Source organism: Limnobacter sp., assembly GCF_046297615.1.
Classification (GTDB): Bacteria; Pseudomonadota; Gammaproteobacteria; order Burkholderiales; family Burkholderiaceae_B; genus Limnobacter.
In genome coordinates, this window is the sequence record NZ_JBKBHM010000008.1 from 88,225 (window position 1) to 104,912 (window position 16,688).

At 58.0% G+C, this 16,688-nt stretch carries 18 protein-coding genes and 1 tRNA gene; 13 read left to right on the forward strand and 6 right to left on the reverse strand.

The window, feature by feature from the left end; all coding sequences use genetic code 11:
- The first annotated feature begins 43 nt into the window (after positions 1-43).
- Positions 44-1,096, forward strand: coding sequence for a Holliday junction branch migration DNA helicase RuvB (gene ruvB, locus ACK4FF_RS14910; RefSeq protein WP_409711015.1), 1,053 nt, complete (start codon positions 44-46; stop codon positions 1,094-1,096).
- A 109-nt stretch (positions 1,097-1,205) separates the two neighbouring features.
- Positions 1,206-2,552: a dicarboxylate/amino acid:cation symporter gene (locus ACK4FF_RS14915; protein ID WP_409711017.1), complete on the forward strand. Its 1,347-nt coding sequence runs from the start codon at positions 1,206-1,208 to the stop codon at positions 2,550-2,552.
- 20 nt (positions 2,553-2,572) lie between these two features.
- On the opposite strand, the gene ACK4FF_RS14920 is transcribed toward ACK4FF_RS14915, so the two are convergent.
- The 5 genes from ACK4FF_RS14920 to ACK4FF_RS14940 all read right to left on the reverse strand — a co-directional run bounded on the left by ACK4FF_RS14920 (position 2,573) and on the right by ACK4FF_RS14940 (position 6,895).
- Complete coding sequence (locus tag ACK4FF_RS14920) at positions 2,573-3,304, reverse strand: hypothetical protein (protein WP_409711019.1); 732 nt, start codon at positions 3,302-3,304, stop codon at positions 2,573-2,575.
- A gap of 18 nt (positions 3,305-3,322) precedes the next feature.
- Positions 3,323-3,835 (reverse strand): hypothetical protein, encoded by a 513-nt coding sequence (locus tag ACK4FF_RS14925; RefSeq protein ID WP_409711021.1) that lies wholly within the window; start codon positions 3,833-3,835, stop codon positions 3,323-3,325.
- Positions 3,832-4,446 (reverse strand): hypothetical protein, encoded by a 615-nt coding sequence (locus ACK4FF_RS14930; protein WP_409711023.1) that lies wholly within the window; start codon positions 4,444-4,446, stop codon positions 3,832-3,834. Before ACK4FF_RS14930 ends, ACK4FF_RS14925 begins: the two co-directional genes overlap by 4 nt.
- Before the next feature lie 3 nt (positions 4,447-4,449).
- Positions 4,450-5,202 carry a hypothetical protein gene (locus ACK4FF_RS14935; protein WP_409711025.1) on the reverse strand — a complete coding sequence of 251 codons (753 nt, stop codon included), beginning with the start codon at positions 5,200-5,202 and terminating at the stop codon, positions 4,450-4,452.
- A gap of 187 nt (positions 5,203-5,389) precedes the next feature.
- Complete coding sequence (locus ACK4FF_RS14940; RefSeq protein ID WP_409711027.1) at positions 5,390-6,895, reverse strand: WS/DGAT/MGAT family O-acyltransferase; 1,506 nt, start codon at positions 6,893-6,895, stop codon at positions 5,390-5,392.
- Positions 6,896-7,020: 125 nt separating this feature from the next.
- Here ACK4FF_RS14940 and ybgC point away from each other — a divergent pair, with 125 nt between their 5' ends.
- From ybgC to ACK4FF_RS14985, 9 genes are all read left to right on the forward strand, one after another.
- Complete coding sequence (gene ybgC, locus ACK4FF_RS14945; RefSeq protein ID WP_409711029.1) at positions 7,021-7,431, forward strand: tol-pal system-associated acyl-CoA thioesterase; 411 nt, start codon at positions 7,021-7,023, stop codon at positions 7,429-7,431.
- Between the two features lie 74 nt (positions 7,432-7,505).
- A complete protein-coding gene (gene tolQ / locus ACK4FF_RS14950; RefSeq protein WP_409711031.1) occupies positions 7,506-8,183 on the forward strand; it encodes a protein TolQ in 678 nt (225 codons plus the stop codon).
- A 20-nt stretch (positions 8,184-8,203) separates the two neighbouring features.
- Positions 8,204-8,626 carry a protein TolR gene (gene tolR, locus ACK4FF_RS14955; RefSeq protein WP_409711033.1) on the forward strand — a complete coding sequence of 141 codons (423 nt, stop codon included), beginning with the start codon at positions 8,204-8,206 and terminating at the stop codon, positions 8,624-8,626.
- A gap of 5 nt (positions 8,627-8,631) precedes the next feature.
- Positions 8,632-9,513 carry an energy transducer TonB gene (locus tag ACK4FF_RS14960; protein ID WP_409711035.1) on the forward strand — a complete coding sequence of 294 codons (882 nt, stop codon included), beginning with the start codon at positions 8,632-8,634 and terminating at the stop codon, positions 9,511-9,513.
- A gap of 30 nt (positions 9,514-9,543) precedes the next feature.
- Positions 9,544-10,851 (forward strand): Tol-Pal system beta propeller repeat protein TolB, encoded by a 1,308-nt coding sequence (gene tolB / locus ACK4FF_RS14965; RefSeq protein WP_409711037.1) that lies wholly within the window; start codon positions 9,544-9,546, stop codon positions 10,849-10,851.
- 44 nt (positions 10,852-10,895) lie between these two features.
- Positions 10,896-11,429, forward strand: coding sequence for a peptidoglycan-associated lipoprotein Pal (gene pal, locus ACK4FF_RS14970; protein WP_409711039.1), 534 nt, complete (start codon positions 10,896-10,898; stop codon positions 11,427-11,429).
- Positions 11,430-11,449: 20 nt separating this feature from the next.
- Positions 11,450-12,211: a tol-pal system protein YbgF gene (ybgF, locus tag ACK4FF_RS14975; protein ID WP_409711041.1), complete on the forward strand. Its 762-nt coding sequence runs from the start codon at positions 11,450-11,452 to the stop codon at positions 12,209-12,211.
- Positions 12,212-12,285: 74 nt separating this feature from the next.
- Complete coding sequence (locus ACK4FF_RS14980) at positions 12,286-13,395, forward strand: YeeE/YedE family protein (RefSeq protein ID WP_409711043.1); 1,110 nt, start codon at positions 12,286-12,288, stop codon at positions 13,393-13,395.
- A gap of 71 nt (positions 13,396-13,466) precedes the next feature.
- Positions 13,467-13,543, forward strand: a tRNA-Met gene (locus ACK4FF_RS14985).
- A gap of 57 nt (positions 13,544-13,600) precedes the next feature.
- On the opposite strand, the gene ACK4FF_RS14990 is transcribed toward ACK4FF_RS14985, so the two are convergent.
- Positions 13,601-14,119: a porin family protein gene (locus ACK4FF_RS14990; protein ID WP_409711045.1), complete on the reverse strand. Its 519-nt coding sequence runs from the start codon at positions 14,117-14,119 to the stop codon at positions 13,601-13,603.
- Between the two features lie 378 nt (positions 14,120-14,497).
- Here ACK4FF_RS14990 and ACK4FF_RS14995 point away from each other — a divergent pair, with 378 nt between their 5' ends.
- Both ACK4FF_RS14995 and ACK4FF_RS15000 read left to right on the forward strand, forming a co-directional pair.
- Positions 14,498-15,559: a flavin reductase family protein gene (locus tag ACK4FF_RS14995; RefSeq protein ID WP_409711047.1), complete on the forward strand. Its 1,062-nt coding sequence runs from the start codon at positions 14,498-14,500 to the stop codon at positions 15,557-15,559.
- Positions 15,560-15,574: 15 nt separating this feature from the next.
- Positions 15,575-16,678, forward strand: a complete 1,104-nt coding sequence (locus ACK4FF_RS15000) for a fatty acid desaturase family protein (RefSeq protein WP_409711049.1) — start codon at positions 15,575-15,577, stop codon at positions 16,676-16,678.
- Positions 16,679-16,688: the final 10 nt, after the last annotated feature.

Below are 16,688 nucleotides of genomic sequence, written 5' to 3' on the forward strand. Positions count from 1 at the left end.
CGATGCGCTACCATCCTGAGAACAGCGGCAACACCCCACACCCATGATTGAACCGGATCGCCTCATCAGCCCAGCCCCAGCCAGTGCTTCCGAAGAAGCCTACGAACGGGCCTTGCGCCCCAAGCAGCTGGATGAATATGTTGGGCAGCAGAAAATCCGCGATCAATTGGACATCTTCATCGCCGCAGCGCGTTCGCGAAAAGAAGCCTTGGACCATGTCTTGCTGTTTGGCCCCCCGGGCTTGGGCAAAACCACGCTGGCCCACATTCTGGCCCGTGAAATGGGCGTAAACCTGAAGCAAACCTCTGGGCCTGTGCTGGAGCGGCCGGGCGACCTGGCCGCCCTGCTGACCAATCTGGAAACCAACGACGTACTGTTCATCGATGAAATCCACCGGCTGTCCCCCGTGGTGGAGGAGATTCTGTACCCGGCGCTGGAGGACTACCAGATCGATATCATGATTGGCGAAGGCCCTGCCGCACGCAGCGTGAAACTGGACCTTCAACCCTTCACACTCGTGGGGGCCACCACACGGGCTGGCATGCTGACCAACCCCCTGCGTGACCGTTTTGGCATTGTGGCCCGCCTGGAGTTTTACACGCCCGAGGAACTGTCCCGCATTGTGGCCCGCAGTGCCGGCCTGTTGAACATGCCGCATGAAGCCGAGGGCTGCCTGGAAATTGCACGGCGTTCCCGCGGCACACCGCGTATCGCCAACCGGCTGCTTCGCCGTGTGCGGGACTACGCCCAGGTCAAGGCCCAAGGCATCATCACTGCCGACGTGGCGGATGCAGCACTGGGCATGCTGGATGTGGACAAAATCGGCCTGGACCCGATGGACCGTCGCCTGCTCGAGGCCATCATTCACCGCTTCAATGGCGGCCCTGTAGGGCTGGACAATGTGGCCGCCGCCATCGGCGAGGAACGCGACACCATTGAAGACGTGCTGGAGCCCTACCTGATTCAACAAGGCTACATTCAACGCACGCCACGCGGTCGCATTGCCACGCTGAACAGCTACAGCCACCTCGGCGTGGTGGCACCGTCCCACATTGCCCAGCACCAGAACTCCGGATCACAAGGAACCCTTCTATAACCTGACAGTCTCGGGCATCCACAATTCGGGAAGCCACAATTTCCGGGGGGTTGCCCAAGCCCTAACCTCCAGCTTTCACATCAAGCCGTGAAGGCAAGGGGCGTGGGCCATGAAAAGACTGACTGGGCATTTGTATTTCTGGGTACTGCTTGCCATTGTGGCCGGAGGCACTGTGGGGTATTTGTCGCCAAGCCTCGGCGTCAGCCTCAAGCCGCTGGGCGACGGTTTCATCAGCCTGGTCAAAATGCTGATCAGCCCCATCATCTTCTGCACGGTGGTGTTGGGCATTGCAGGGTCCGGCGACATGAAAAAGGTGGGCCGTGTTGGCGGCAAAGCCCTCATTTATTTCGAAATCGTGTCCACGCTGGCACTGGCCATGGGCCTGTTGATCATGAACCTGGTCCACCCCGGCAAAGGCTTCAATGCCGACCCAGCTTCGCTGGACGCCTCTGCTGTGGCCAAGTACGCCAAGTCCGCAGGGGAACAAAACACCACTGACTTTATCCTGCACATCATCCCCAAAACCTTCACCGACGCGTTCACCGGTTCTGGCGACCTGTTGCAGGTGCTGTTGCTGGCGGTGCTGTTTGGCTACGCACTCATGAAGCTGGGCAAGGTTGGGCAACCCGTTCACCGCTTCATTGAAGACGCTTCCCACATTTTTTTCAGTATGATGAACACCATCATGAAACTGGCCCCACTGGGCGCTGGTGGTGCCATGGCCTTCACCATCGGCAAATACGGCGTGGCCGCGCTGGCACCTCTGGCTGCGTTGATGGCCAGTTTCTACGCCACCTGCGTGCTGTTTGTGCTGCTGGTGCTGGGCGCCATCGCGCGGTACAACGGGTTCAGCATTCTGAAGTTCATTCGCTACATCCGCTCGGAATTGCTGACCGTACTGGGCACCTCATCCTCCGAGTCCGCCTTGGTGCCCTTGATGCACAAGCTCGAACGCATGGGTTGCAGCAAATCGGTGGTCGGTTTGGTCGTGCCCTCCGGCTACTCATTCAACCTGGACGGCACCAACATTTACCTGACCATGGCCACGCTGTTTGTGGCCCAGGCGCTGAACATCGACTTGAGCCTGACTCAACAACTGACCATCCTCAGCGTGGCCATGCTGACCTCCAAAGGCGCATCTGGCGTCACGGGTGCAGGCTTCATTACGCTGGCAGCCACCTTGGCTGTGGTGCCCGAAGTTCCAGTGGCTGGCTTGGCACTGATTCTGGGGATTGATCGGTTCATGTCCGAGGCCCGCGCCTTGACCAACTTCATCGGCAATGGCGTGGCCACCGTGGTGGTGTCCAATTGGGAAAACGAACTGGACCAGGCCGCCATGAAGGCCGCACTGAGCAACCCAAACCCTGACGAATTGGCGGTTCCGAGCAGTCCATCAACACCCACAGCAGCCACTGTCACCACAGCAAGCCCCACGCTGAAGGCGGTGAACCACTGACCCAACATCCCTGTGTTTGCTTACTGCATGGACACCAGTTTGTAACTGACTTTGCCCCCGGTCATGAAACCACCGGGGACTTTTTCTTCCCGCTCAAACGCCACCAGTCCCACGCCTTTGCAATACCATTCGGTCGTGATCAAAGGCACATCCGTAAAGCCATTCACCGGGTCAGTGAACAACTTGATGTAGCCCCGGCCTTCGACGCGGATGCAGTCTGAATAGCTGCCATACGGCACCTCGATGGTCTCTTTCATGGACATCACCTGAAAGGTCATCGGCACCTTGTGGGTGTAGCGAAAGGTTCTGGGGTATTCATTGCTGCGGCGAATCAGGTAGGGCGACGTCATCCCACCGTCCCAACTGGCGCCATTGGTCAAAGGCAATTTCAAAACCACACGGGGCACGGGCTCCTTCTTGGCCTGCTCGTCCAAGTCAGTTCGGCTGGCCACACGGCGAATACTTTGGGCATCACGCTGAATGTAGTATTCAGCGCCATCCGCACTGCGACGCACCCAGGTGGGTTGCCCATCCAGCTCAATCTGGCGGTCCACTGACAAGGTCAGCGTTTGCTCAATGTCGGGCTCATTCAAATCGGTTTCCACCTCGTACACCCACTGCCGGCCCACCGCCAAGGGGAAATACCCACCGGTGGGGTCAGCAGAATCACTGGCAGGCTCATGAGGCCAGGCCCACCAAGCCAGCCCCGCCACCAGCACTACGGCTACTGTGCCCAATCGAGTTTTATTCACAGCATGCTCCCGGCGTGTTTATTTCTCAGGCAACTGAGGGGCGGGCAAATCGCTGATGCGAATGCGGTCGGCCATGTTGCCGCCCGGCTTGCCGAATATCGACCCCTTGGGGCCTTTGCGTGGCCGCAGAGTACCCATTTGCGAATTGCCGTTGCGGGCTTGCTTCATGGCATTTTCAAACAGGCTGTGCAAACCCTTCTCGTAGGCAAAGCGGTAGGCCCGAGGCTCGCCGGCAGGTTTGTTTTCAAGAATCGGTTGCACCCATACAAAAATTTCACCCTTGCTTTTGTCCTTCACAGGCTCTTCAATCACCGCAGCCAGCAACACAAAACGCGGGGGCAATTCTTCGGCAGTGGCCCAGCCTTGGGTTTCGCTCAAGGCTTGATACGCACCAAAGTAACTGAGGGTCACCAAGCCCACCAAAGCCAGCTTGGCCCTGCGCGACAGGTTGCTGTACATCAGCAGGCAAAGCATGAGAAAGGCCAGCAGCGCAAAACCGACTGCCAGCGTGAGAATCACCGTGGTGTTCATTTTTGAGTCCTCTCGACCATTGTTTTGGGCAAGGTGTTTACCCCCAGAATCTGCCCTTGGGCACCCATCGTGAATCGCACTGCTGTGCGTTCATCGCCTTTGCGCGGCAACTGAACAGTGCCGTAAAAAATCACTTCAGCCTTGGGGTTCACTTTCACGACCGACACAGTGGCCTCCACCGGCTTTTGGTCCTTGCTGTCGTAGTAGTGCACGTTGACGGTGTATTCCCCTTCGGCAAACCCACGAATGGTGACCACCTCTTGGTTCAAGGGGTTGACCACCTCGTTGCCATTAATCAACAACACGTCATTGACCAGGCCCCGGTCATCTCGGTCCAAATGCATCAGGCCAGAATCGCGGTCTCGAAACCACAGCAAATGGCCGCCGGGGTCTTCCACCCACGTGTCCAAATCGTTGGGGTTCATGTCAGGCCAAGTCATGGTGATGATGAACTCAGCGTGGGCCGGAATGTCGCCTGACTTGTTCGCATTGGGGTTGAAAGCCAACAGTGCAATGACGAAACAAAACACGAAAGCGATCAACATGTTGAACAACATGTCGTAGAAAGGGTCCGCCTCGGGCTCGCGGTTTTTGCGTCTGGAAATGCCCACCGCTCAATGGCCCATCACACGGTGGAAGTCGAACTCGGCAATGTCCAGCGCCTTCGCGGTCAAAGCATCGGCAAACCGGTCCAAGCGCATCAACTGCAAACCGAGCAACATATTGGCCGCCAAGCCAGTCATGGTCGTCAACAGGGCAATTCCAAGCCCACCGGTCAGCGTCTTCAACACCGTGGCGGTTTGCCCGGCATCGAAGGTGTCCATGGCCCCCAACTGCAAAGCCAAGATTGAAAAGCCGATCACCTTGCCCAGCAAACCCAGCTTCAACAACACACCATTGAGCCACCACGGCATTTCATGGGGCGAGGCCGCCCGCTCAGCCAGCAGGTTCAAGGCCTGCCCAGAATCACGCCACCCATCACCCCGCTGGGCCAAGCCTGCGAAGAAATGCTGCGCCCAGCAATGCCGCTCCGAGGCCAGCCACGCTCGGGCCTGCTCGGTATTGGTTCGCAACAAATGCTGAAGGTGTTCGAAGTGCTGGTATTGACGAGTCAGCTCCATCGCCCGAAAACCGGTCCACACTGTAGCCCCCAGAAACAGCAGCACAATCAGCGCAGTCAGGTAGGTGGGGTCGGCGTTGAACAAGGCTTGCCACACCCCTTTGACCATGAGCATGTACGCCGCAAAAATCAACACCCCGCAGAATGCGCACCACAGCTCAAACAGGGGCTCAACGCGCTGCAGTGGAGCGCTTGCAGGTCGCCCGCCGGTTAGGCCAGGCAGGCTTTGTCGCTTGAACCAGAACACACCACCCTCTCTTGTCAATCAACGGCATTCAAAGTGGGCGATGCCTCACCCACGCCATGGTGACAAGTCTGCAAATTCCGGGCCATGAAAAACCACCCGGAAAACCCTCAAAACCGGGCTGGGTGGTACACCCGCTGTACCAGACTGCAACAGTGCAGTGGCACAGCGGTGCGATGCGGGTGCTCGGTCAGGCTGTTTTGGTCGCCTTCGTCGCTTTGGTGGGTTTGGTGGGTTGGCGAGGCTTGGTGGCCCTGGGGCTCGCTGCCTTTTTGGGTTCAGCGGGTTGGGCCTTGGCGGGCTTGACACCCAACAGCGCTTCCAATTCCTCCAAGGCCTCACCGGTGTACACCGCCAGCCTTTGCATGGAGGGCAAGGCATCGTGGTCGCCAGTAAACGCCACATTGAACTGCCCCGCGTAACTGACCACGGTGATGTTCAATGCCTGGCCGTGGGGAATCAGCGAAATCGGGTAAAACTGGCTCAAGCGGCAACCCGAGAAGTATAGGTCCTGCGATGGGCCCGGCACATTGGAAATCACCGTGTTGAAAATCGGGCGCGTCAAACCACCCAAGCCGGTGACCAACTGCAACATCATCGGCGCCATCAGCATGATGGTGTAGTTGTTGATCGCCTCTTTCGGCATGGTCTGCAGATGCGTTTTCGCCAACTGCGTCGAGCGGTTGATTTCCCGCAAACGCACCAGCGGGTCTTCCTCGCAAGTGTTCAGGTTAGCCAAAATGAAACTGATGGCATTGCCACCATCCAGGTCATCGGCTGGGCGCACTGACACAGGCAAACCTGCGGTCAGGTTTTCATGCGGCAGGGCGTCGCGTTCCAGCAAATAACGGCGCATCGCACCCGAACAAATGGCGAGGAAAATGTCATTCACGCTCACCTCGCCCGCTTCGGCCACAGCGCGTACGCGTTCCAGCGGGTAAGTTTGTGTGGCCAACCGGCGTGCACCGCCCACCCGTCCATTCAGAATCGACTTGGGCCCTGAAAACGGCGTGGCAATGGCCGTGTCCGTCGGTTTGAAGGCCTCATCAAACAAGGCCCGCAAGGCTTTACCCGCCACCGACACCGCTGCGCCATTGAGTTTGGCGGCTTTCCAAGCCTCCATGGCTTGGTCAACAAACGGCGGCGCGGAACCGGACTTTTTCTTTTTGCTCACCGTGCCCACCGCCCAAGGGGCAGGCAAGGCCAGGCTTTCCTGGGCTGACTTACCAAAAATACGGCTCATCAAACGCATGGCCCCAACGCCATCCATCAGGGAATGGTGCATCTTGGTGTACAGCGCAAAGCGGTTGCCCTGCAGCCCTTCAATCAGGTGCATTTCCCACAAGGGGCGATGGAAATCCAGCGGGTGCGAATGCAGGCGGGAAATCAGCGTTCCCAGCTCACGCTCCCCGCCGGGGGCGGGCAAGGCACTGTGGCGGAAGTGGTAATCCACATCCACTTTGTCCACCTCAACCCACTTGGGCCGAAGCGTCAACAGCTTCGGGCTGTTCAATCGATAATTGAAAGGGGGGCGGAATTCGGTGGAGCTGCGCAACAACTGAACGATGCGGGCGATGGCGTCCTGAACTGGCTCCCCTTCCACCGTGAAAATTGCCATGCTGCCCACGTGCATGGGCGCTTCACGGGACTCAACATACAACCACGATGCGTCCAATACGGGAATGTTTCTGGCCATCCCTCTTCTCCTGAGTCCAGGTTCATGCCTGGGTATGAATAATGAGCCCCCACCGGGGCCGGCTCTGTCTACAGCCTGCTTGAGTCATTACAATACCACGGACGCCACACGAAACCGACCGCATCATGAGCGAGACTTTCAGCCTGCCTCTGCGGGTTTATTTCGAAGACACCGACGCCGCTGGGGTTGTTTATTACGGCAACTACCTCAAATTCATGGAACGTGCGCGCAGCGAATGGTTCCTTCAACGCAGCATCGGCATGAATTCTCTGATGAAGGACCATCACCTGGTCTTTGTCGTCAGCCGCACGGAACTGGATTACCTGCGCTCTGCTAAACTGGAAGACATGCTGAACATTACTGTGGAACTCGTTGAACTCAAGCGGGTTTCTGCTGTCTTCAGACAACGGGTCATGCGTCAGGGCGAAACCCTGTGCGAGGGCCTGACCCGGGTCGGCTGCGTGAACACCCAAACCCTGCGCCCGGCGGCCATACCGCCCAAGGTGCTGGACGAGTTGAAACAGCTCATGCACTGATCAACCGGCTGCACCCGGACAGCCCGCCCCGTTGTACTTTCACAGGACCTTTTCTTTTTCAGGCCACGAACACCATGCAAGTTTCCACTGACATGTCCTTTATGTCCCTGATCCTCCAGGCCAGCCCTGTGGTTCAGGTGGTGATGCTCATTCTTGTAGCCATCTCCCTAATGTCTTGGGGCACCATCTTCAAGAAATACGCAGTCCTTAAGCAGGCCCGCAGCCAGTCTGACCGCTTCGAGGAGGAATTCTGGTCCGGTGGCGACTTGAACATGCTTTACCAGCGCGCCAGCAGCCGCCGCATGGAAGCTGGCCCTCTGGAACGAATTTTTGAAGCTGGCATGAGCGAATTCCTGCGCGCCCGCGACAAAAAAGGCCTGACTGACCCCACCCTGTTGATCGACGGCGCCCGGCGCGCCATGAAAGCCGCCTTCCAGCGTGAAAACGACCTGCTCGAACGCAACCTGCCATTCCTGGCCTCCGCAGGCTCAGTCAGCCCGTACATCGGCCTGTTCGGCACCGTGTGGGGCATCATGCACTCCTTTCGTGGATTGGCCAATGTACAGCAGGCCACGCTGGCTGCCGTGGCCCCCGGTATTGCCGAAGCGCTGGTGGCCACAGCCATCGGCTTGTTTGCCGCTATTCCCGCTGTGGTGGCGTACAACCGGTACGCCAATGACATTGACCGCCTGTCCACCCAGTTTGAATCCTTCATTGAAGAATTCCTGAACATCCTGCAGCGCCAGCACTGAACGCCACAAGGAGTTCCGACATGAAAGAGCTTGGACGCCGTGGACGCCGCGGCATCAATGAAATCAACGTGGTGCCCTACATCGACGTGATGTTGGTGCTGCTCATCATTTTCATGGTGACAGCCCCGATGGTCACACCCTCGGTCATCGACCTGCCCTCGATGGCCAACGCGAATGTACCCAAACAAACCACACCGATTGAAGTCACGGTACGCCAAGTCGGCAAACTGGTGGTGCGCGACTTGAAAACCAATGCCAGCAGCGAAGTCACGCTGGACGGGCTGGCCGCCGAAGTCAAACGCCTGCAAGCAGGCGACACCGAGCGCCCCGTGGTGATTGCGGCTGAAAAATCGATTCAATACCAAGCCGTTGTCGACGCCATGGACACCCTGCAGCGCGCCGCCGTGCCCAAAGTGGGCTTGTTGGTCAAGCCAAAAGGGTAAATGACGTGGATCCAAGCATCCAAAGGCCCAGCCTGTCACTGAGTGCTGCCCAACAGGCACTGCTGAATAAAATTGGCCAAGACAATGCGCTGGGCCAGCGGCCAGCCACGCCCGCAGACCACACCGGGGACAAAGTTGGGCTGACGATGTCCATTGCCGCCCACCTGCTGCTGGTGCTGTTCTTCGTCATTGGACTGGCTTGGAAAACCGAAGAACCAGCCCCATTCGAAGCCATTTTGTTTGCCGAACTGCCCGGCCCAAGTGCGCAACCTGCCCCGACACCCCAGCCCCAGCCAGAGCCGGAACCCGTGGCCAAGCCCGAACCGGCGAAACAACCCGAGCCCGCGCCTGAGCCGCCCAAAGCCGACATCAAACTTCCCAAGCCAGAGCCCAAGAAGCCGGAGCCCAAAAAACCCGAACCGAAAAAGCCGGAACCTAAACCCGAGCCCAAGGTCGAACCCAAAAAACCGGAACCCAAGCCTGAACCGAAGAAACCGGAGCCCAAGGTCAACAGTGACTTGCTCAAAAAACTTCGGGATGAGGAAATTGCGCGAGCCACGGGTGGCTTGCCAGCCACGGGCAGCAGCAGTGCAGGCAACAGCCGAAACAAGGCACAGTACAGCGACAAGATTCGTCAGTACGTGAGAAGCCGCATTGTGTTCCCGGGCGCCAGCAGCGTGGATGGCAACCCTCAGGCTGTGTTCGAGGTGCGACAATTGCCGACAGGGGAAATTGTGTCCATCACACAGAAACAAAGCAGTGGTATACCGGCGTGGGACAGCGCCGTAGAAAGGGCGCTACAGCGGTCAAGCCCTTTACCCAAAGCCGATGACGGCTCGGTTGAACCTGTGCTGTTGTTGTCGTTCCGTCCCAAAGACATTCAGTAAACCCACAAGGCCAATTTTTTGATATCGACCATGACCATGTCCAACCACTGGAACCCACTAACGCGGCTGAACCGCTGGTTCTTGGCAGCCCTGCTCTTGTTGGCTGCCCCACTGACCGCACAGGCGCAACTGAAAATCGACATCACCGGTGTCGGTGCCAATCAAATTGCGTTCTCGGCAGCCAGCTTCCAAGGCAACCAGGGCCTGCCCGAGGACCTGCGTGAAATCATCGAAGCGGACCTGGTGCGAAGCGGCTTTTTCAAGTCCGTCAAAACATCCAGCAACATCGAGCTGAACGAGACCACCCTGATTGACCCCAGCGCTTGGAAATCCATCGGCGTCGATGCACTCATCGTGGGCTCGATCAAAAAGCTGCCCGATGGCCGGCTGGACATTCGCTTCAACCTGCATGACACCGCCCAACAGAAGTCGCTGGGCAAATTCAGCTATGTGGTGGCGCCCAGCGCGCTGCGCTTGACCGCCCACAAAATTGCGGACTACGTGTACGAGAAGCTGCTGGGCGAAAAAGGCGTTTTTGCCACCCGCATCGCCTATGTCGAGAAATCGCCCGGCCGTTACCGGCTGATCGTGGCCGATTCCGACGGTGCCAACCCACAGGTGGCCCTGGCGTCCAAAGAACCCATCATCTCCCCATCCTGGTCGCCTGACGGCTCCCGCTTGGCGTATGTCTCATTCGAAACCCGCAAACCCGTGGTGTTTGTTCACACTCTGGCCACGGGCAAACGGCAGGTGGTGGCCAACTTCTTTGGCAGCAACAGCGCCCCAGCCTGGTCGGCAGACGGGCGCCGCCTTGCGGTGGTACTCACCAAGGATGGCGGCTCGCAAATATTCACGCTCAACCTCGATGGCTCTGATGTGGCCAAGCTGACCTCGGGCAACGGCATCAACACCGAGCCCGCCTTCAGCGCTGACGGCAACTGGATTTATTTCACATCTGACCGTGGGGGCGGCCCACAAATTTACAGAATGGGTGTGAACGGCGGCAATGCGTCTCGTGTCACCTTCGAAGGCGGCTACAATATCTCGCCAAGGCTCAGTCCCGATGGAAAAACATTGACTTACGTCACTCGACGGGACGGAACCTTCAAAATTGCCGTACTGGAATTGGCCAGCGGACAGGACATGGTGTTGACCACCAACGGTCGCGAGGAAAGCCCCAGCTTTGCCCCCAACGGCCGTTATGTGCTGTACGCCACGCAAATGGGCGGCAAAGGAACACTGGCACTGGTGTCCAAGGATGGCCGCGTACGCGCAACCCTGTCCAGCACTGGCGCCAATATTGCAGAACCCACGTGGGGCCCGTACACCAACGACTGACCCTGCAACAACACATTTAACAGCAGTCCGAATTCGGAGGATTTATGAAAACCATCAGCTTGAAAACCATCGCCTTGTCGACCCTGATCGCCACCGTGGCCGCGTGCAGCTCCACAGTGCCCCTGAACGACAAGCCTGTTGAAACCAAAACCGGCAAAGCCCCCAGCACAGCCCCCAGCGCTGACACACGCGCAGTGCCCACAGTCACCCCCGGCGACCTGGACCCCCTGAACGACCCCAAAGGTGTTCTGGCCAAGCGCAGCGTGTACTTCGACCTGGACAGCTATGACGTCAAAGGCGAGTACCGCGAAGTGGTACAAAACCACGCCAAGTTCCTGGTGGCCAACCCCGGTCGCAAAATTGTGGTTCAAGGCAACACCGACGAACGTGGTGGCGCTGAGTACAACCTGGCCCTCGGCCAGCGCCGTGCCGACGCCGTCAAAACCCTGATGCTGGCCTTGGGTGTGAAAGCCTCCCAAGTTGAAACCGTGAGCTTCGGCAAAGAAAAACCCAAAGCCACCGGCAGCAATGAGGCCGCTTGGGCCGAAAACCGCCGCGCCGACATCGCTTACCAATAAATCACGGAGAACCAGCCCCGATGCGCCTGATGCAACGCCCCCTGCTTCACGCCACCTGCGCAGCCCTGCTGCTCATGGTCAGCACCCCGTCATTCGCTTTGTTTGACGACAACGAAGCCAGGAAAGCCATCATCGACTTGCGTCAGCAGGTCAATGCCCTGGAACAGCGTTTGGGTCAGCGCGTCACTCGGCTGGAAACCGTGACTGAGGGCCAGTTAACACTGGCCCAGCAGTTGGCTGAAAAGGACCGGGAGATCGCCAAACTGCGCGGCGATCTCGAGGTGGCCAACAACGCCATCAAAAAACTGCAGGACGACAACCGTGTCTTGTACACCAGTCTGGAAAAGCGAATCGCCCAGCTGGAGCCCAAGAAAGTTGAAATGGATGGCCAGCAGATGGCAGTCCCACAGGACCAGTACGGCGAATACCAAGCCGCACTGGACACCCTGAAGGCCGGCAATTTTGCCCAAGCCGCCACCCAATTGCAGGCCTTTCTGGCCCGCTACCCCAAGAACACCCTCGAGCCTCAGGCCCGTTACTACCTGGGCTCTGCGCAGTTTGCGCAAGGCGATTACAAAGCAGCGCTGGTGACCCAGCGCGACTTGGCCAAAGACTATCCAGACCACCCCCGCGCCCCCGATGCCCTCTTGAGCATGGCCAGCGCGCAACTGGAATTGAAGGCCATTCCCAATGCCAAAAAAACACTGACCGAGATCGTGAGCAAGTATCCGGGAACCCCTGCAGCCAGCAGCGCCAAAGCCAGGCTTGACGCGCTGAAGTAAGCAGCCCGGAATAAATAGGGGCGAACAAGGCCCCCGGCTCACCGACTTGGCGACACCATCCACAGGGAGCCAACATGGAAGAACTGAATCTGGACCACCTGCGCCACACGGTGCTTTGGGCCACCTTTGCCGTGGGTGCGTTGTTTGGGCTGATTGCCCACCGCAGCCACTTCTGCACCATGGGTGCCGTGGCTGATGTGGTCAATTTCGGCGACTGGAACCGCATGCGCGCATGGGCCTTGGCCATCGGTGTTGCCGGTTTGGGCCTGCAAACCATGGCCGTCACCGGCAATGCCCAGTTGGCGGACACCATCTATTTGGGCAGCAATTGGTCCTGGTTGTCCACCCTGCTTGGTGGCGCACTGTTTGGTGCGGGCATGGTGCTGGCTTCCGGGTGCGGCAGCAAAACCCTGATTCGTCTTGGCGCTGGCAACCTGAAAGCCCTGGTGGTGTTCTTGGCCTTGGGCTTCTCCAGCGCCATGACGCTCAAAGGGCTTTTCGGCGTGTTCCGCGCCCAATGGCTGGACCCGATCAAACTGGATTTGGGTACCGCAGCCACCTTGCCCGGCCTGCTGGGCAGCCTTGGGGGCTCTGACACCTTGGCCACGGCCTTCTCTTTGGGCATTCCCGCGTTGATCATCGTACTTGCCCTTTCGAACAAATCCGCGTGGACCAAAGAAACGCTGCTCGGGGGCATCGGCATCGGCCTCACCGTGCTGGCGGCATGGTGGGTTGTTTTTCAAGTGGCCTATCTGCCCGAACACCCCGACACGCTTGAAGCCGCCTACTTGGGCACCTACGCCAACCGCGCCGAGGGCTTCACCTTCGTGGCCCCCTATGCCCATACGCTGGAATGGCTCAGCTACTTTTCTGACACCAGCCGCCTGCTCACCGTGGGCATGGTGGCCTGTTTTGGTGTGGTGCTGGGGGCGACCGCCAGTGCACTGGCTGAGGGCTCATTCCGCTGGGAAACATTCCAGGGCGTGGAAGACACCGCCAACCACTTGGTTGGTGGCGTACTGATGGGCTTTGGCGGCGTGCTGGCTATGGGTTGTACCGTGGGTCAGGGTTTGAGTGGCGTCAGTACCTTGGCCACCGCCTCTTGGGTTGCACTGCTCGCCATCATCGGTGGTGCCGTGCTGGCCATCAAGTACCAAACCTGGCGTGTTGAACGAATGATGTGACACGGGCAGCGCCTTGAGGGCTTCGGGGGGCTTTTATTCCCCAAAAAACTCGGCTATAATTGCGGTCTTTCGGCGAATTAGCTCAGTTGGTTAGAGCGACGGAATCATAATCCGCAGGTCCGGGGTTCGAGTCCCTGATTCGCCACCAGAATACAAAAAAGCCCAGTGCTCATCGAACACTGGGCTTTTTTCATGCTCAGGCCAATCAGAAGGCGTAAGTTGCGGTCAAAGTGACACCATCACCTTCCACACCTTGCTTGTCAAACAAGGATTCGTATCCACCGCGCACTGCGAATCGGCCGCTGGTGAACATCAAGCCAGCACCATAACTTACGGAAGTCTCGCTGCCAGACGCAGAAACACCAGGGGCAGAGGCGCTAACCTCCACGCGGCCATAGCCTAAAGTGCCATACAGGCTGAAGCCCGACGCGTTCAGGGGCAAGGTACCCAAGGCGTTCACGCCAACGTAAGAATCAAGGCTGAACTTGGCATTGCCCAACCGTTCATCCTTCACACCGGTGGACAAACGCCCTTCAACAGCGACATGGTCGTTGAAGCGATAACCGCCCAAGACACCCAGTGCATCCAAATCAACTTTCACGCCGGGAACGCTGCTGTCTGTCACAGAAATGGTGGAATAAGTGGCACCGGCATACAACCCTTCTGCGGCTGATGCAGCAGTTGTCGCCAAGGCCATCAATCCAGCAACCCAAACTTTTTTCATTGAACTTCCTTAAGATTAAACGAATGTTTAAGAGGACAAGCCATGCCCAAATGGACTGCTTGACGCCGATTTCGATTCATCTGCAAAAGGCAGAATCGAATTGGCGGCACAGTGTAGGCGTGAGGTGATTGAAAGCCTAAATAGCGACCCGGCCGGGTTAACTCCATGAAGGGTAATCAGTGTTCAGGCCCGGCGGCGCACACCGAACCACCCTCCAATAAACTCAACCTGTGCACGACAACTGTGCACATATGTGCACAACATAATCAGAATAATTTCATATACTTACAATATTTTGGAATGATCGCTCTATATTAATTCGTAGACTTTTTTATATTTGAGAGTACAGTTGTGCACATCCAAACGGAGGACACAACCATGCTCCAAAATACACTCAAACGCATCAGCCCCATTTTGTTCAACCCCAAGCTGGTTGAAGTGGCCCTGCAAGCGTTTCAGCCCACCGCGTCGTTCGACGAAATTCGCGCCACTGTAGTGGCCGTGCGCAAAGAAATCCACGACACCACCAGCATCACCCTGAAACCCAACTCATTGTTCAAGGGCATGAAGTCGGGCCAATACGCCCGGGTGAATGTGGAAATCAACGGTCGCCGGGTTGGCCGCACTTACAGCCTCAGTGTGGTTGAGGGCTCGGCCCTGCTCCGCTTCACAGTCAAGCAGATTGAAGGAGGCGCTGTGTCCACCTACATCAACTCAAACCTGAAAGCCGGCGACACCGTGGTGCTCGACAGCATTGGCGGCGAATTCACCCTGGCCAAAGCCAAAACGTCCACCCTGCAGTTTGTTGCAGCAGGCAGCGGCATTACCCCAGTGATGAGCATGCTCTACACCCTGGAGAAAACCGCCCCCCAAACACCGGTGCAGTTCTTTTACATCAGCCGCAATAGGGACAACCGCATTTTCGCGGACGAGCTGGACGCGCTGGCTGCACGTTGGCCCGCACTGACACTCATCAACCACGACAGCGACACGCAAGGCGTGCCAACCGCTGAAGTCATCGCGGCAGCCCTGCCCGGCTTCGGCAGCCTCAGCACTTGGGTGTGCGGGCCCCGCGTCATGCTCGAAGGCATTCAACCGTTCTTCAGCGCACAGCCTGAACTGTTGGTGACTGAAACCTTCATGCCGCCGGTGTTCGCCAAAGCAGGCGACGACATGGGCCCTGTCAGCGTGGTGCTGGACAACCTGAACCGCAGCTTCACCACCGAGGGCGACCAACCCTTGTTGCAACAGATCGAAGCCCAAGGCATTCAGCCCCAGAACGGCTGCCGCATGGGCATCTGCGCCACCTGCACCTGCCTGAAAGTGCAAGGCGCCACCCAAAACCTGTTGACCGGCGAAATTTCCAACGCCCCCAATGAACTGATCAAGCTGTGCAGCACCCGCGCATTGAGCGACATCACACTGAACATCGAACTGTAAGCCAGGAGACGCACCATGACCCAAGCACACTCCACACTCGGACACCCCGCCCACATCACCCGTGCTGACGTGGACGCCATTGAAAAAGAATTGAATGCCATTCGCGATGAAGTGATGGCCGACCTGGGCGAGAAAGACGTCGCCCACATCCGCAAGATCATGCGCATTGCCACAGGCAGCGAAATCGCTGGCCGCACCCTGTTGCATGTGGGCTTTGACCCCATCAGCTTTGTGATCGGTGTTGCCGCACTGGCCAATGCCAAGATTCTCGAAAACATGGAAATTGGCCACAACGTGATGCACGGCCAGTACGACTGGACGGGCGACCCCAAGCTCAACGGCCTGAAATATGACTGGGACAACGTCTGCGACAGCGACCAATGGCGCCACAGCCACAACGTGATGCACCACACCTACACCAATATCGTGGGCAAAGACCGTGACGTGGGCTACGGCATCATGCGCATGAGCGAAGACCAGCCCTGGCACCCCGCTTACCTCGGCCAACCCGTGTACAACGCCATGCTGGCTGCGGGCTTTGAATGGGGTGTCGGCGCGCACGACCTGGAATTCGAAATCACCGGCGAACGCAAAATTGACCGAGCCACTTTCATGGCCAGGCTCAAGCCGTTCCTGAAGAAAATCGCCCGGCAAGTGGGCAAGGATTACGTGCTGTTTCCAGCCATCGCGCTGTGGAATGCACCCCGCGTGTTGCTGGGCAACTTCCTGGCCAACCTGATCCGCAACCTGTGGTCCTACACGGTCATTTTCTGCGGTCACTTTCCCGACGGCGTGGCCACCTACAAGGAAGAAGACATGGGCCAGGAAACCCGTGGTGACTGGTACATCCGGCAGATCACCGGCTCAGCCAACTTTGAAGGTGGCAAGTTGATGCACCTGATGAGTGGTCACCTCAGCCATCAGATCGAACATCACCTGTTCCCAGACATGCCCGCACACCGCTACACCGAAGTGGCTCCCAAGGTTCGTGCCGTGTGCGAAAAATATGGCCTGCCTTACAACACGGGCAAGTTGCACAAGCAGTACTTTGGTGTGCTGCGCAAGGTGTTCCGCCTGGCCTTGCCTACCCGCAGCAAACCCGTTGCCGCTCAGGCATAAGCCTGCACAA

Coding starts and splice junctions, on each gene's coding strand:
- ruvB (WP_409711015.1), top strand. CDS start 44: ATGATTGAACCGGATCGCCTCATCAGCCCAGCCCCAGCCAGTGCTTCC.
- ACK4FF_RS14915 (WP_409711017.1), top strand. CDS start 1,206: ATGAAAAGACTGACTGGGCATTTGTATTTCTGGGTACTGCTTGCCATT.
- ACK4FF_RS14925 (WP_409711021.1), bottom strand. CDS start 3,835: ATGAACACCACGGTGATTCTCACGCTGGCAGTCGGTTTTGCGCTGCTG.
- ACK4FF_RS14940 (WP_409711027.1), bottom strand. CDS start 6,895: ATGGCCAGAAACATTCCCGTATTGGACGCATCGTGGTTGTATGTTGAG.
- ybgC (WP_409711029.1), top strand. CDS start 7,021: ATGAGCGAGACTTTCAGCCTGCCTCTGCGGGTTTATTTCGAAGACACC.
- tolQ (WP_409711031.1), top strand. CDS start 7,506: ATGCAAGTTTCCACTGACATGTCCTTTATGTCCCTGATCCTCCAGGCC.
- tolR (WP_409711033.1), top strand. CDS start 8,204: ATGAAAGAGCTTGGACGCCGTGGACGCCGCGGCATCAATGAAATCAAC.
- tolB (WP_409711037.1), top strand. CDS start 9,544: ATGACCATGTCCAACCACTGGAACCCACTAACGCGGCTGAACCGCTGG.
- pal (WP_409711039.1), top strand. CDS start 10,896: ATGAAAACCATCAGCTTGAAAACCATCGCCTTGTCGACCCTGATCGCC.
- ybgF (WP_409711041.1), top strand. CDS start 11,450: ATGCGCCTGATGCAACGCCCCCTGCTTCACGCCACCTGCGCAGCCCTG.
- ACK4FF_RS14980 (WP_409711043.1), top strand. CDS start 12,286: ATGGAAGAACTGAATCTGGACCACCTGCGCCACACGGTGCTTTGGGCC.
- ACK4FF_RS14990 (WP_409711045.1), bottom strand. CDS start 14,119: ATGAAAAAAGTTTGGGTTGCTGGATTGATGGCCTTGGCGACAACTGCT.
- ACK4FF_RS14995 (WP_409711047.1), top strand. CDS start 14,498: ATGCTCCAAAATACACTCAAACGCATCAGCCCCATTTTGTTCAACCCC.
- ACK4FF_RS15000 (WP_409711049.1), top strand. CDS start 15,575: ATGACCCAAGCACACTCCACACTCGGACACCCCGCCCACATCACCCGT.